The 15,056-nt window shown below is 72.1% G+C and carries 9 protein-coding genes and 1 pseudogene; 8 read left to right on the forward strand and 2 right to left on the reverse strand.

Features of this window, described 5'->3' with window-relative positions; all coding sequences use genetic code 11:
- Positions 1-51: 51 nt before the first annotated feature.
- The 3 genes from IA22_RS0127935 (at position 52) to IA22_RS0127945 (ending at position 2,516) form a co-directional block, all read left to right on the forward strand.
- Positions 52-552: a hypothetical protein gene (locus IA22_RS0127935; protein WP_015576166.1), complete on the forward strand. Its 501-nt coding sequence runs from the start codon at positions 52-54 to the stop codon at positions 550-552.
- Positions 553-688: 136 nt separating this feature from the next.
- Positions 689-1,114: an FKBP-type peptidyl-prolyl cis-trans isomerase gene (locus IA22_RS0127940; protein WP_049799125.1), complete on the forward strand. Its 426-nt coding sequence runs from the start codon at positions 689-691 to the stop codon at positions 1,112-1,114.
- A 187-nt stretch (positions 1,115-1,301) separates the two neighbouring features.
- A complete protein-coding gene (locus IA22_RS0127945; protein ID WP_030125199.1) occupies positions 1,302-2,516 on the forward strand; it encodes a metallophosphoesterase in 1,215 nt (404 codons plus the stop codon).
- A 57-nt stretch (positions 2,517-2,573) separates the two neighbouring features.
- Here the strand turns inward: IA22_RS0127945 and IA22_RS0127950 are convergent, their stop codons facing one another.
- Complete coding sequence (locus IA22_RS0127950; RefSeq protein WP_030125200.1) at positions 2,574-4,379, reverse strand: ABC transporter ATP-binding protein; 1,806 nt, start codon at positions 4,377-4,379, stop codon at positions 2,574-2,576.
- Positions 4,380-4,570: 191 nt separating this feature from the next.
- Between IA22_RS0127950 and IA22_RS0127955 the strand changes: the two genes are divergently transcribed.
- The 5 genes and pseudogenes from IA22_RS0127955 (at position 4,571) to IA22_RS0127975 (ending at position 13,366) form a co-directional block, all read left to right on the forward strand.
- Positions 4,571-5,017, forward strand: coding sequence for a MarR family winged helix-turn-helix transcriptional regulator (locus IA22_RS0127955; RefSeq protein WP_014157643.1), 447 nt, complete (start codon positions 4,571-4,573; stop codon positions 5,015-5,017).
- 46 nt (positions 5,018-5,063) lie between these two features.
- Positions 5,064-8,009: pseudogene (locus IA22_RS34290) on the forward strand (FAD-binding and (Fe-S)-binding domain-containing protein).
- A gap of 224 nt (positions 8,010-8,233) precedes the next feature.
- Positions 8,234-10,072, forward strand: a complete 1,839-nt coding sequence (locus tag IA22_RS0127965) for an ABC transporter transmembrane domain-containing protein (protein ID WP_030125201.1) — start codon at positions 8,234-8,236, stop codon at positions 10,070-10,072.
- Positions 10,069-11,850, forward strand: coding sequence for an ABC transporter ATP-binding protein (locus IA22_RS0127970; RefSeq protein WP_014157641.1), 1,782 nt, complete (start codon positions 10,069-10,071; stop codon positions 11,848-11,850). The genes IA22_RS0127965 and IA22_RS0127970 overlap by 4 nt, the downstream gene beginning before the upstream one ends.
- Before the next feature lie 154 nt (positions 11,851-12,004).
- Complete coding sequence (locus IA22_RS0127975) at positions 12,005-13,366, forward strand: NAD(P)/FAD-dependent oxidoreductase (protein ID WP_014157640.1); 1,362 nt, start codon at positions 12,005-12,007, stop codon at positions 13,364-13,366.
- A 99-nt stretch (positions 13,367-13,465) separates the two neighbouring features.
- Here the strand turns inward: IA22_RS0127975 and IA22_RS0127980 are convergent, their stop codons facing one another.
- Positions 13,466-15,001: an ATP-dependent DNA ligase gene (locus tag IA22_RS0127980; protein ID WP_014157639.1), complete on the reverse strand. Its 1,536-nt coding sequence runs from the start codon at positions 14,999-15,001 to the stop codon at positions 13,466-13,468.
- Positions 15,002-15,056: the final 55 nt, after the last annotated feature.

The raw sequence follows: 15,056 nt of genomic DNA on the forward strand, positions 1-15,056 counted from the left end.
CCGCGCATCAGCCGTACGTGCCACGAACAGATCCGACCCGAGGGAGTGTCAGTGCGCAACAGAGTGGCTGTTCAAGGACTCGGCCGGATCCGTGGTGACTACGCCGTCATCAACCCGGCGACAGGCGCCATGATGCAGGTACTGCGAGGATTCCTGCTGATTCTCTGGGTCTTCACGCTCGTCACCACGGTCGTCAACCCGTCGGCGGTCAACGACAACGCCATTCCCACGACGGCCGCGGTGGCCGTGGTGTACGCCCTGAAGTTCGGATGGCGCCGGCTCACCGCCGTGCTCGGTGTGACCAGGTGCTACCTGTGCGCCGGCGGCGTGGCCGTCACCAACCGGTTCGGCCGCGTGCGCGACTCCGTGGCGTGGAGCGAGGTGACCGGGGTGCAGCAGACGGCGATCGTGGGGCTCGTCATGGGCTGCCACCGCGTCGAGATCTTCAGGAGCAGTTCCGCCGCACCCCTCTGGCTCGTGGCGCCCGGCGCGAAGTCTCCCCTGGTGGAAGCCCTGCTGAAAGAGGGAAGGCGCGCCGGCGCGCTCCAGTGATAGCCGCGTGCGGGCACCGGCCGTGCCCAGGACGTGCAGACCGGGCCCGTGCCTGTAGCGTGATCGCCTGCCGCATGGAATGTCCATGCGCCGGCCGGCCCGTGCGGGCCGTTCCGGTGGCGAGCGGGGGACCGAGATGAGCGGACCGACGAAGCCCGGAGTCGAGGTCCCGGAGGGCGACCCGCCCACCGAACTCACCGTCCGGGACCTCGTGGTCGGGGACGGACCCGAGGCACAGCCGGGCCGGGTCGTCCAACTCCACTACGTGGGGGTGGCGTTCGCGTCGGGTAGGGAGTTCGACTCCTCCTGGGAGCGTGGCAGGCCGTTCAAGTTCGCGGTCGGCGGTGGCAAGGCCATCAAGGGCTGGGACCGGGGAGTGCGGGGAATGAAGGTCGGTGGCCGGCGCGAGATCATCGTTCCTCCGCGTCTCGGCTACGGCAAGCAGTCGCCCTCTCCGCTGATCCCGCCGGGTTCGACGCTGGTCTTCGTCGTGGACCTGCTCACGGTCGTGGCGCCCACGACCTCGCCGAGGAACAGCTCCACCGACACGTCGAGGAGCTGATACCGCGTCGCGTAAGGAAGGGACGAACCGAACCCCGGAGGACGGCCCCTTCCGCGACGGCGGACAATGACCCTCCCAGGAGGTTCCGGCGGTAGTCGAGGCCGGAGCAGAACCAGGGCAACGACGGCGGATCATGCCCGGCTCCGCTCACGGCACGATCCGTCGGCAGAACCTCAGGAGGGGAAGCGTGACCGAGACCGACTACACCCGATCCGCCGCCGGTGAAGTGCCCGTGGCACCACGGAGCCGACTGCAGCGCCTGATGCGCTACATCCCTCTGGTCGCCCCCGTCCTGCTGTGGACCGTGCCGTGCTGGGTCCTCCTGCACACCGGCCAGCACTGGCCGTTGCCCGTCACGCTGATCGGCACCACGCTGTTCGCCCTCGGCCTGATCGGTATGCCGCTCGCCATGGTGCGCGGCCACGGCCGGCGCCAGCAGGACGCGGCGGCGATCGTCGGCGACACGCTGCTGGGCAGCATATGGGTCCTGTTCACCTGGTCCGTCCTGTTCGGCGTCCTGCTCAGGCTCGCCCTCACCGTGGCCGGCGTCGGTGACGGGCAGGACCGGGCACGCACCGTCACCTGGGCCGTCGTCGGTGTGGCCGCCGTGCTGCTCGCCTGGGGGTACGCCGAGGCCCGACGCGTGCCGCGCGTACGCCGGCTCGATGTGCGACTCCCCCGTCTGGGGGCCGGTCTGGACGGGACGCGGGTCGTCCTGATCACAGACACCCACTACGGTCCCCTCGACCGCGCCCGCTGGTCGGAACGCGTCTGCGCGACCGTGAACACACTGGAAGCCGACCTGGTCTGCCACACCGGCGACATCGCCGACGGCACGGCCGAGCGCCGCCGTGCCCAGGCTGCGCCCCTGGGCACCGTGCGGGCCACTCGGGCCCGTGTCTACGTCACCGGCAACCACGAGTACTACAGCGAGGCCCAGGGGTGGGTCGACCTGATGCACGAGCTGGGCTGGGAGCCGCTGCGCAACCGTCATGTGCTCCTCGAACGCGGCGGTGACACCCTCGTGGTCGCCGGCGTGGACGACGTCACCGCCGAGTCCTCCGGACTGGAAGGCCACGGCGCCCGTCTCGCCGAGGCCCTGGACGGCGCCGACTCCGGCCTCCCCGTCCTGCTCCTCGCCCACCAGCCCACGTTCGTCGACCGCGCGGCGGCCCATGGCATCGACCTGCAGCTCTCGGGCCACACCCACGGCGGCCAGATATGGCCGTTCCACTACTTGGTACGCCTCGACCAGCCGGCCCTCGCCGGTCTCAGCCGCCACGGCGCCCGCACGCTCCTCTATACCAGCCGCGGTACCGGCTTCTGGGGCCCGCCGTTCCGCGTCTTCGCCCCCAGCGAGATCACCTTGCTCGTACTGCGCTCCCCGCAGCGCTCCGGCTGACCCCGGCGGTCACGTCGCCACCGCCGGTCCACGGCGCGTAGCTGCCGGCCGCCGGAGTCACGTGGCCGCGGGGGCCAGATGGCTGTCGCGGCGGATGAGAGCGGCGTACCTGCCGTCCTGCTCGAGCAGTTCCTCGTGCGTGCCGCGCTCCGCCACCGCGCCGTCGTCCAGGACGATGATCTGGTCCGCGTCCCTGACGGTGGAGAGCCGGTGCGCGATGGTGAGCGTGGTGCGCCCCTTCGACAGGGCGTCGATGGCCTGCTGCACGGCGTGTTCCGTACGGGTGTCGAGGGCGCTGGTCGCCTCGTCGAGGATCAGCACCGGCGGGTCCCGGAGAATGGTGCGGGCAATGGCCAGCCGCTGCTTCTCGCCGCCGGAGAAGCGGTACCCGCGTTCGCCGACCAGGGTGTCGTAGCCGTCGGGCAGCCCCGCGATGTGGTCGTGGATCTGCGCGGTGCGGGTCGCGGCCTCGATCTCCTCGTCGGTGGCGTCCGGCTTGGCGAAGCGGAGGTTCTCCGCGACCGAGGCGTGGAAGAGGTACGTCTCCTGGGAGACCACGCCGACGGCGCGGGCGAGGGTGTCGAAGTCGAGGTCGCGCACATCGACCCCGTCGAGCGTGACCCGGCCCCCTGTGACGTCGTAGAGCCTCGGCACGAGATAGCTGAGCGTGGACTTACCCGAACCGGTGGGCCCGACGACGGCCAGACTGTTCCCCGCGGGCACCGTCACCTCGACGCCGCTCAGGGTCGGGCCGCTCTTCTCGTCGTAGTGGAAGGTGACGTCCTCGAAGGCGATCTCGCCGCGGATCTTCTCCAGTCGGACCGGCTTCGCGGGTTCGGTGATGTCCACCTCGAGATCGAGGTACTCGAAGATGCGGGCGAACAGGGCGAGGGAGGTCTGCATCTGCACCCCGGTGGAGAGCAGGCTCACGGCGGGGCGGAACAGGCCCTGCTGGAGCGAGACGAAGGCGACCAGCGTGCCGATGGAGACCGCGGTGGCACCGGACTGGAGGGTGAGGCCCGCCGCCCAGTAGATGACGGCGGGCATGGCGGCCATCACGATCCCGATGGTGGACATCCTCCAGCGCCCCGCCATGCTGGAGCGGACCTCGAGGTCGACCAGCCGCTCCGACTCCTCGGAGAAGCTCCGGGTGAGGGAGTCCGAGCGGCCCATGGTGCGGCCGAGCAGGATGCCGCTGACCGAGAGTGATTCGGTGACCGTGGCCGCCATCGCGGCCATCTGCTTCTGGCGCTGGGTGGTGATCTTCTTGCGTTCCCGGCCCACCCGGCGGCTGATCCAGACGAAGACGGGCAGCAGCAGCAGCGAGACGACGGTGAGCCGCCAGTCCAGGGCGAGCATGGCGACCACGGTGGCGACGACGGAGGTGAGGTTGGAGACCAGGGATGTCGCGGTGGAGGTGACCGTCGCCTGCATACCGCCGATGTCGTTGGCGATACGGGACTGGACCTCGCCGGTGCGGGTCCGGGTGAAGAAGGCGAGCGGCATCCGCTGCAGCTGGGTGTAGACGGCGGTCCGCAGGTCGTGCATGACGCGCTGTCCGACCGTCGTGGAGATCAGTGTCTGCAGGACGCCGAAGACGCTGGTCATCACGGCCGTGAGGATCATGCCGAGCGCGAGCAGCGTGAGCAGGCCCGTGCGCCCCTGGGGGATCGCGGTGTCCAGGATCTCGCGGAGCAGGAACGGGGAGGCGACCGACACCAGTGAGGAGGCGCCGACCAGCAGGCCCACCAAGGTGAGTCTGCCTCGGTAGGGGCGGAAGAGACGGAAGATGCGGCGCAGCTCGGCGGGCGGCTGACCGGCATCCGCGGCTGGAGGCGTCCAGGCGGGTTCGTCGGGTTTCATGGGCTCCTTCGAAGGTGTGCGCCGGGCTCGGCAGGTGACGGGCGCGGACGGGACAGAGGGTCCGGGGTTCCGGGCCGGGCTTCCGGCAGCGGACACGGAGCTCCGCGGAGCTGACGGCCGGGCCGACTTTTGAGAGCCTAGCTCATTGTTACCCCCCTTCACAATGAACCAGGTCCTGATATTGTTCCCCCATGGAATCCCCCGACTCCGACGGAATGCTCGCCGAGCAGCTCCTGCGCCTCACGCGCCGCCTCCAGCGCATCCAGAGCCGGCAGCTGGAGCCGATCGGCATCACTCCGGCGCAGTTCCGCCTGCTGCGCACGACGGCGCACTACGAGGGCGCGCCCCGGATGGCCGATCTCGCCGAGCGGCTCGACGTCGTCCCCCGGGCGGTGACCACCCTGGTCGACGGCCTGGAGGCGAGCGGCAGGGTGCGGCGTGCCCCGGACCCGACCAACCGCCGGGTGGTCCGTGTCGAGATCACGGAGGAGGGCCGGGCGGTGCTCCGTTCGATGCGCGCCGCGCGGAAGGCGGCCGCGGAGGAGATCCTGGCTCCACTGACCGCCGAACAGCGCGAGGTGCTCGGCGGTCTGCTGACCGCTCTGGTCGACGGGATGCCGGAGCGCCGCCGCTGCTGAGGCACGCGGTGCGGCCACCGCACCGCTCCGTCGAGGGAACCCTGCCATGCCGCTGCTGGAGCCGAAGCCGGAAGCCCTGCGCCCGGGTACGACACGCGCGCCGTCCCCCGATCGGGTGCCCGGCCGCTGGGCGTCCGGGAGCCCGGTGGAGCTGCGGGCCGGACTGACCGCCTTGCTCGGTCCGGAAAAGGTCCTGTGGAAGGTCTCGGACCTCGTGCGGTACGCCTCCGACGCGAGCCCGTACCGCTTCCTGCCGCAGGTCGTCGTGGTCCCCGAGGACCTGGACGACATCTCCGCGATCCTCTCGCACGCGCACGGAAACGGCCGCGGTGTCGTCTTCAGAGCGGCCGGCACGAGCCTCAACGGCCAGGCACAGGGCGAGGACATCCTCGTCGACGTACGCCGGCACTGGACGGGTGTCGAGGTCCTCGACGGCGGCGCCCGGGCCCGGATCCGGCCCGGGACCACCGTCATGCGGGCCAACGCGGCGCTCGCCCGGCACGGACGGGTGCTGGGCCCCGATCCCGCCAGCGCCATCGCCTGCACCATCGGGGGCGTGGTGGCCAACAACGCCTCGGGCATGACCGCGGGCACCACCAGGAATTCGTACCGCACGGTCTCCTCGCTGACCTTCGTCCTGCCGAGCGGCACGGTGGTCGACACGGGCGGGGCGGACGCCGACGAGCTGCTGCGCCACGCGGAACCACGCCTGTGCGACGAGCTGCTGGCGCTCAAGGCCGAGATCGAGGCCGACGAGGCGCTCACCGCCCGGATCCGGGCCAAGTACGAGCTCAAGAACACCAACGGCTACCGTCTCGACGCGTTCCTGGACGGATCGACCCCGGTGGAGATCCTGCGGGGCCTGATGGTCGGCTCCGAGGGCACCTTCGGATTCATCTCCGAGGTCGTCTTCGAGACCCTGCCCCTGGACCGCCACGTCTCGTCGGCGCTGCTGTTCTTCCCTTCCCTCTCGGCAGCCGCGGCGGCCGTGCCCCGCTTCAACGAGGCGGGGGCCACGGCCGTGGAGCTGATGGACGGCAACACCCTGCGTGCCTCGGTCCGGGTCGAGGGCGTCCCTTCGGACTGGGCGGCGCTCCCGCAGGGGACGGCGGCGCTCCTGGTGGAGTTCCGCGCCCCGGACGAGGACGCGCTCACCGACTACGAGCAGGCCGCGGCCACGGTCCTCGACGGCCTCGCTCCGGTGTTCCCGACGGTCTCCGTCACCAACGCGTTCACGCGCGATCCCGGCACCGTCTCGGGGTACTGGAAGGCGCGCAAGGCGTTCGTCACGGCCGTCGGCGGCTCACGTCCCGCGGGCACGACCCTGATCACCGAGGACTTCGCCGTCCCTCCGTCCCGGCTGTCGGAAGCCTGCGAGGCGTTGCTCGCCCTGCAGGCGGTCCATGGCTTCGACGCCGCGGTCGCCGGCCACGCGGCACACGGGAATCTGCATTTCCTGCTGGCCTTCGACGCCGCGAAGCCGGCCGACGTCGAGCGCTACGCCGCGTTCATGGACGAGTTCTGCACGCTCGTCGTCGACCGCTTCGACGGGTCGCTGAAGGCGGAACACGCCACCGGCCGGAACATCGCGCCCTTCCTGGAGAGGGAGTGGGGCCCCACCGCGACCGCTCTCATGTGGCGCACGAAGGAGGCCATCGACCCCGACGGTGTCCTGGCCCCCCGGGTCGTGCTGGACCGGGACCCGACGGCGCATCTGCGCGGACTCAAGACCATTCCCGAGGTGGAGCCGGTCGCCGACCCGTGCATCGAGTGCGGCTTCTGCGAGCCGACCTGCCCGAGCCAGGACCTCACCACCACCCCGCGTCAACGGATCGTGTTGCGCCGGGAGATGATGCGGCAGCCGGACGGCTCGCCCGTGGAGGCCGGCCTGCTGGACGCCTACGGCTACGACGCCGTGGACACCTGCGCGGGCGATTCCACCTGCAAGCTCGCCTGTCCCGTCGGCATCGACACCGGCGCGATGATGAAGGATTTCCGCCATCGTCGCCACTCCGCCCGTGAGGAGAGGGTGGCGGCCCTGACCGCGCGGCACTTCGGGTTCGTCGAGGCGTCCGCCCGGGTCGCCCTCGGCGTGGCCGACGTCGTCACCCGCCATGCCGGCGACCGGCTGATCGAGGCCGTGACCGGGGTCGCCCGCAGAGCCGTGCGTCCGGACCTGGTGCCTGAATGGCTGCCGGAGATCCCCGGCGCAGCGTCCCGCACCCTGCCGCCCACCTCCCGCGCCGGTGCGCGTGCCGTCTACTACCCGGCCTGCGTGAACCGCGTCTTCGCCGGACCCGGCGAGGACACCGGAGCGCTGTCGCTCGCCGAGTCCGTCGTCTCCCTCTCCGCGCGCGCCGGCAGACCCGTGTGGATTCCCGAGGACGTCTCAGGGACCTGCTGCGCGACGATCTGGCACTCCAAGGGGTGAGACACCGCCAACACGATCATGGCCAACCGCGTCGTGGAGGCCGCCTGGGGCTGGACCGGAGGCGGTGCGCTGCCCCTGGTGGTCGACGCGTCGTCGTGCACCCTGGGCCTGGCCCACGAGGTGGTGCCCTATCTCACGGAGGACAACCGGGCGTTGCACCGTGAGATGACGTTCGTCGACTCCCTCGTCTGGGCCGCGGACGAGCTGCTCCCCCGTCTGACGGTGTTCCGCCGGACGGGGTCCGCCGTCCTGCATCCCACCTGCTCGATGGAGCATCTCGGCGACGTCCGGCACCTGCGCACCGTGGCGGAGGCCTGCGCGGAGGAGGTCGTCGTACCCGACGACGTCGGCTGCTGCGGGTTCGCGGGCGACCGGGGCCTGCTGCACAAGGAGCTGACGGACTCGGCGACCGCCAAGGAGGCGGCCGAGGTACGTACCCGCCCGTACGACGCCTACCTGTCGGCGAACCGTACGTGCGAGATCGGGATGGACCGGGCGACCGGCCACCGTTACCACTCGGCCCTCGTCGAGCTGGAGCGGGCCACCCGGCCCGCACTCTGACGGCGCAGCCGTGTTCCGGCGCGACCGGTGCCGGACCCACCGGGCACACGGCCGACGCCCCGTCACCACGGCGTGCGGCGGGCTCCCTCCGAAGCCGGAACAGGCCGTCACGCCGGAATAATCGGTTGCCCCGGACGGGGTCAGGAAGCGAACCTTGCACGGTTTGGTCCCCCACTGTTCCACGAGATCCACCACGGGTCTCCGCATCCGATCCTTGGGACGTCATGCAGATTCGCGATCTTCCGTACACGGATCCCGGCGATCCCGACGTACGGTCCGGCCCCCGCTTCCTGTTCTGGCTCGGGCGAAGTCAGCTCGAGGGCCAGCTCAAGTCCCTCTCCTGGGGGCTGCTCCACCACTGCGCGATCGCGGGTCTCCCCCTCGCCGTCGGCCTCTCGGTGCAGGCCGTCATCGACGGTTCCGGCCGGGACCTGGTGACGGCCGGTGTCCTCCTCGTCGTCCTCGGCGTCCTGATCTCCGTCGGCGACACCATGCTCCACCGGACGGCGGTCACCAACTGGATCACCGCCGCGGCCCGGGTGCAGCAGCTGCTGGCCCGCAGGACGGCGGAGCTGGGATCCGCGCTGACCCGCAGGGTGGCGGCCGGCGAAGTGGTCGCGGTGTCCACCGGTGACGTCGAGAAGATCGGATGGTTCGTCGAGGCGCTGTCGCGCTTCCTGGCCGCCGCGACCGCCCTCGTGCTGATCTGCGTGGGGCTGGTCCTCTACCTGCCCTCGCTGGGTGTCCTGGTCGCGATCGCCACGCCCGTGCTGGCGCTCGCCGTCCTGCCGCTGCTCCCCCGGGCCACCCGCAGGGCCGATCTGCAGCGCGAGAAGGCGGGACGCGCCACGGAGCTGGCCTCCGACACGGTCGCCGGGCTGCGCGTGCTGCGCGGAATCGGCGGCGAGGAGCTGTTCCTCGGGCGCTACCGGCGGGCGTCCCAGGAGGTCCGCGAGGCCGCCGTGCGCAGCGCCCGGATGTGGTCACTCATCTCGGCGATCCAGGTGTTCCTCCCGGGCGTCCTGCTCATCTCGCTGGTCTGGTACGGCGCGACGCTCGCCCGGGACGGCCGGATCGACGTGGGCCAGCTGGTCACCGTGTACAGCGCGGCGACCCTGATGCTGTTCCCGCTGCGCAACGTGGAGGAGATCGCCATGGCGTACTCCTTCTCACGGCCGTCCGCGCAGCGCGCGGTCCGTGTGCTGTCCCTGCGTCGCACCACACGCCCGCCGTCGGCGGACGCCGAGGTGCCCCAGGGCGATCTGTACGACCCGGTGACCGGGCTGATGGCCCCGCAGGGTGTGTTCACCGCGGTGGTCTGCGGCGATCCCGACGAGGCCGGGCGGCTGGCGGAACGGCTCGGCGGACACGCCGAGCAGGACGAGGCGTCCGCGTCGGTTCCCTCGGTGCTGCTCGGCGGGGTGGCGCTGGACGAGCTGCCGCTCGGCACCGCGCGGACCGCCGTGCTCGTGCAGGACAAGGACCCGGTGCTGCTCTCCGGAACGCTGCGGGAGCTGCTGGACGTCCCGTCCTCGGGCGACGTGACGGCCCGGGACGCGCTCGCCGCCGCCCGCTGCGACGACGTGCTCGACGCACTCGCCCAGGCGTCCGTCGACGCGGACGGCGACCCGATGAACACCCGGATCACCGAGCGCGGCCGGTCCCTGTCGGGCGGTCAGCGCCAGCGCCTGGCTCTGGCCCGTTCCCTGGTCACGGACCCGCAGGTGCTCGTGCTCGACGAGCCGACGTCGGCGGTGGACTCGCACACGGAGGCCAGGGTCGCCGCCGGCATCGAGCAGCTGCGCCGGGGCCGTACGACGGTGGCGTTCGCCTCGTCGCCTCTGCTGCTCGACCTCGCCGACCGCGTCGTCCTCCTCCACGGGGGCACCGTCGTGGCCGCGGGGACCCACCGCGAGCTGCTTCGGCACGAACCCGCGTACCGGGCCGTCGTGACCCGCGAGACCGAGGAGGAGGCCGTGGGAACGGCCGCACAGGACCGGCTCACCACGGTCGACGGCCTCCGGCCGGCCCGTGCGTCCGAGGAAATCGAGGAGCGAGCATGATCGGCCTGGCACCACCGGAGTACGACCCGGCCGCACCGGAGTCGGCGACGACCCTGCCGGTCGGTACGCCGACGACGGTACGGGCGTACGTGAACGCCCTGCTGCGGCGTCACCGCAGAGCCTTCGCGGTGCTGGTCGCGGTCAACGCCGTCGCGGTGATCGCGTCGATCACCGGCCCGTACCTGCTCGGCGGACTGGTCGAGGACCTCTCCGACGGGGTCACCGACCTCCACCTGGAGCGCACCGCCGCGGTGTTCGCGCTGGCGCTGGTCGTGCAGACCGTCTTCACCCGGACGATGCGGCTGCGCGGGGCCATGCTCGGCGAGGAGATGCTCGCCGATCTGCGCGAGGACTTCCTCGTACGGTCGGTCGGGCTGCCGCCCGGGGTCCTGGAGCGGGCCGGGACCGGGGATCTGCTGTCCAGGATCACGACGGACATCGACCGGCTGGCCAACGCGATGCGGGAGGCCGTGCCGCAGCTGGCGATCGGTGTGGTCTGGGCCGGGCTGCTGCTCGGCGCGCTGACCGTGACCGCCCCGCCGCTGGCACTCGCGGTGCTGATCGCGCTGCCGGTGCTGGTCGTCGGATGCCGCTGGTACTTCCGGCGGGCGCCCTCCGCGTACCGTTCCGAGGCTGCCGGGTACGCGGCGGTCGCGGCCGTCCTCGCGGAGACCGTGGACGCCGGACGGACCGTCGAGGCCCACCGGCTGGGGGCCCGGAGGGTCGCCCTGTCGGACCGGCGGGTCGCGGAGTGGACGGCCTGGGAGCGGTACACCCTGTTCCTGCGTTCGGTGCTCTTCCCCGTCATCAACACCACGTACGTGACGATTCTCGGCGCGGTGCTGCTGCTCGGCGGCTGGTTCGTGATGGAGGGCTGGATCACCGTCGGACAGCTGACGACCGGGGCGCTCCTGGCGCAGATGATGGTGGACCCGATCGGTCTGATCCTGCGCTGGTACGACGAGTTGCAGGTGGCGCAGGTGTCCCTCGCGAGGCTCGTCGGCGTACGGGAGATCGAGCCCGACGCGGGGGACGACCTCGTCGGCCCCGACGGCCGGGAGGTGAGGGCGGAGGAGGTGCGCTTCGGCTACCGGGCGGGGGTCGACGTCCTGCACGAGGTGTCGCTGGACGTGGCACCCGGGACACGGCTGGCGCTGGTCGGGCCGTCCGGCGCGGGCAAGTCCACCCTGGGCAGGCTGCTGGCGGGGATCTACGCGCCCCGGGCCGGTTCGGTGTCGCTGGGCGGCGCCGAGCTGTCGCGGATGACGGCGGAGCGGGTGCGGACGCATGTGGCGCTCGTCAACCAGGAGCACCACGTGTTCGTGGGTTCGCTCCGCGACAACCTGCTGCTCGCCCGTACGGACGCCGAGGACGCGGAGCTGTGGGCCTCGCTCGCGGCGGTGGACGCGGAGGGCTGGGCGAAGGCCCTCGACGCCGGTCTGGACGCGGAGGTCGGCTCGGGCGGTCTGGCCCTCACCCCGGCCCAGGCGCAGCAGATCGCGCTGGCCCGCCTGGTCCTGGCGGACCCGCACACGCTGGTCCTGGACGAGGCGACCTCGCTGCTCGACCCCCGGGCCGCCCGTCATCTGGAGCGGTCGCTGGCGCGGGTGCTGGACGGTCGTACGGTGGTGGCGATCGCCCACCGGCTGCACACCGCGCACGACGCCGATGTGATCGCGGTGGTGGAGAACGGCCGCATCAGCGAACTGGGCAGCCACGACGAGCTGGTGGCCGCGGACGGCGCCTACGCGGCGCTGTGGCGGTCCTGGCACGGCTGACCGGCGGTTTTCCGCTCCGCCTCTTGTGCGGCGGCCCGTCGGCCGTCGCACAAGAGGCGGACTCCGTCCCCTGCGGTGAGGATGAGGGAGTGACTGGCTCCGGATACGGGGCAGGCGAGCGATGACCGCGTAAGCCCGAGAAGGGACGCACACCGTGGCACGACCCAGGATTCTCGTTGTCGGCGCCGGCTTTGCCGGGGTCGAGTGCGTACGCCGGCTGGAGCGCAGCCTCGCTCCCGGCGAAGCGGACATCGCGCTCGTCACCCCGTTCTCGTACCAGCTCTACCTGCCGTTGCTCCCGCAGGTCGCCTCCGGGGTGCTCACCCCGCAGTCGGTCGCCGTGTCCCTGCGCCGCAGCCGGCGCCATCGCACCCGGATCGTGCCCGGCGGGGCCATCGGGGTGGACACGAAGGCGAAGGTGTGTGTCGTCCGCAAGATCACGGACGAGATCGTCAACGAGCCGTACGACTACATCGTGCTGGCCGCCGGCAGCGTCACCCGTACGTTCGACATCCCGGGGCTGATCGACAACGCGAGGGGCATGAAGACCCTGGCCGAGGCCGCCTACATCCGGGACCACGTCATCTCCCAGCTGGATCTGGCCGACGCCAGTCACGACGAGGAGGAACGGGCGTCCCGGCTGCAGTTCGTGGTGGTGGGCGGCGGGTACGCCGGCACGGAGACGGCCGCGAGTCTGCAGCTGCTGACCAGCAACGCCGTGAAGCACTACCCCAGGCTGGACCCCGCCCTGATCAAGTGGCATCTGATCGACATCGCGCCGAAGCTCATGCCGGAGCTCGGCGACAAGCTCGGTGTCACCGCCCTGGAGATCCTGCGCAAGCGGGGTATCGAGGTCTCGCTGGGTGTCTCCGTGGCGGAGGCGGGGCCGGACAAGGTGACGTTCACGGACGGCCGGGTGCTGCCGTGCCGCACGCTGATCTGGACCGCGGGGGTCGCGGCGAGTCCGCTGGTCGCCACCCTGGACGCCGAGACCGTGCGCGGGCGGCTGGCGGTGACTCCGGAGATGAGCCTGCCCGGTGCGGACGGCGTGTTCGCGCTCGGTGACGCGGCTGCGGTGCCCGACCTGGCGAAGGGCGACGGGGCGATCTGCCCGCCCACCGCCCAGCACGCCATGCGCCAGGGCCGCAAGCTGGCCGACAACATCATCGCGTCGCTGCGCGGCCGGCCGATGCAGTCCTACGTCCACAAGGACCTGGGCCTGGTCGTGGACCTCGGCGGGAGGGACGCCGTCTCCAAGCCCCTGGGCATCGAGCTGAAGGGCATGCCGGCCCAGGCCGCGGCGCGCGGCTACCACTGGGCGGCGCTGCGGACGAACGTCGCCAAGACCCGGGTCATGACCAACTGGCTGCTGAACGCGATCGCCGGTGACGACTTCGTGCGTACGGGGTTCCAGGCCCGTAAGCAGGCCACCCTGCGCGATTTCGAGTACACCGACGCCTATCTCACGCCGGAGGAGATCCGCGCCCACACGGCGGGCGCGGACGCCCGCGGCTGAGCCGGGTTCCCCGGCCCCCTCCCCCGGCCTCCGCCGCGGGGGCGGGGGCCGGCGTCGTGCGCGGCGGCGTCGTGCGCGGCGGGGAGAACCACACGGCCGTCATCCCCGGCGGGACAGGACCGTGCCGACGGTGTCGGCCTCCTCGGCGCTCTTGTCCTCGCGGTAGCGCAGGACGCGGGCGAACCGCAGCGTGACGCCCTCCGGGTAGCGGGTGGAGCTCTGGAGCCCGTCGTAGGCGATCTCCACGACCAGTTCGGGGCGCACCGTCACCACGTGCCCGTCGTCGCCGGTGGCCAGCTCGCGGAGCCTTTGCGTCTGCCAGCTGAGCATCGTGTCCGTGAGCCCTTTGAAGGTCTTGCCCAGCATCGCGAACGTGCCGTCGTCCCTGCGTGCTCCCAGATGCAGGTTGGAGAGCCTGCCGGTGCGTCTGCCGTGGCCCCATTCGGCGGCCAGCACGACGAGGTCCAGGGTGTGCACGGGCTTCACCTTCAGCCAGGAGGCGCCGCGGCGGCCCGCACTGTAGGGCGCCGCCGTGCCCTTGACGACCACGCCCTCGTGGCCGCGGGCCAGGGTGTCCTCGGAGAACGCCACGGCAGCCGCCCGCCGGCGCTCGTCCGCGGGGTATTCCACGGCGACGCGCCGCACGCGCATCTCCTCGGGGACCAGCGAAGCCAGATCCCGGTGACGTTCGGAGAGGGGGAGGTCGAGGAGGTCGCGTCCGTCCACGGACAGCACGTCGAAGAACACCGGGACCACCGGGACGGCGCCCGCCGCGGTGGCGACGTCCCGGCGGGACCCCACCCGGCCGGCGGTCTCCTGGAACGGCCTGGGCCTGCCGTCCGCCCCCAGGGCGATCGCCTCGCCGTCGAGGATGAACCGTTCGGCCCGAAGGCGGGTCACCGCCGCGGCGACCTCGGGGAGCCGGTCGGTGATGTCGTCGAGAGCGCGGGTGTAGACGCGAACCTGTGGCCCGTCGCGGTGCACCTGGACGCGGATGCCGTCCAGCTTCTCCTCGACGACACAGGGCCCCAGCCGGTCGATCGCCTCGGTGACCGAGCGGGAGGTGTGGGCGAGCATGGGCTGGACCGGCCGGCCGACGGTGAGCCGGAAGGAGGCGAGGGCTCCGGGGCCCTCCGCGAGCAGCGTGCGGGCGACGGGTCCCAGCGACCCGGCGAGCATGACGGCGCGCCGGACCTCGTCGCGAGGTGCTCCGGCGGCGTCCGCCAGGGCGTCGACCGCGACGGCGTCCAGTGCTCCCTGGCGCACCTCCCCGGTGAGCAGTCCGCGCAGGAAGTGCTGCTCCTGCGCGGTGGCCGCGCCGAGCAGGCGGGTCAGGCGCTCCTTGCGTGCGGCCTGCGAGCCCGGGCCGCCGAGGGCGCCGATGGCGCTGAGCTCGGCGTCCGTCCCCGCCACGGTCAGCGTGGGTTCGCCGGCCGGGGTGACCGGGACGCGCAGGGTGCTCCACCCGATCCCGAGACGCCCCTGCGGGAGGCGGCCGGCGAGATACGGGATCACGACGGGGACGTCGTCCGGCTCGGCGTCCCGGAAGAGCGCGGCCAGCAGGGCGGTCTTCCGGGTGCGGGCCGAGGTCGCGGCGACCTCCAGGGACACGAGGGCGATCCTGGCGAGCAGCATGCGGCCATCGTGCTACGTCGGGGGCCTCACCGCCCCCCGGGCGGCAGGAGGGCCG

The organism is Kitasatospora papulosa, from assembly GCF_000717245.1.
GTDB lineage: Bacteria > Actinomycetota > Actinomycetes > Streptomycetales > Streptomycetaceae > Streptomyces > Streptomyces papulosus.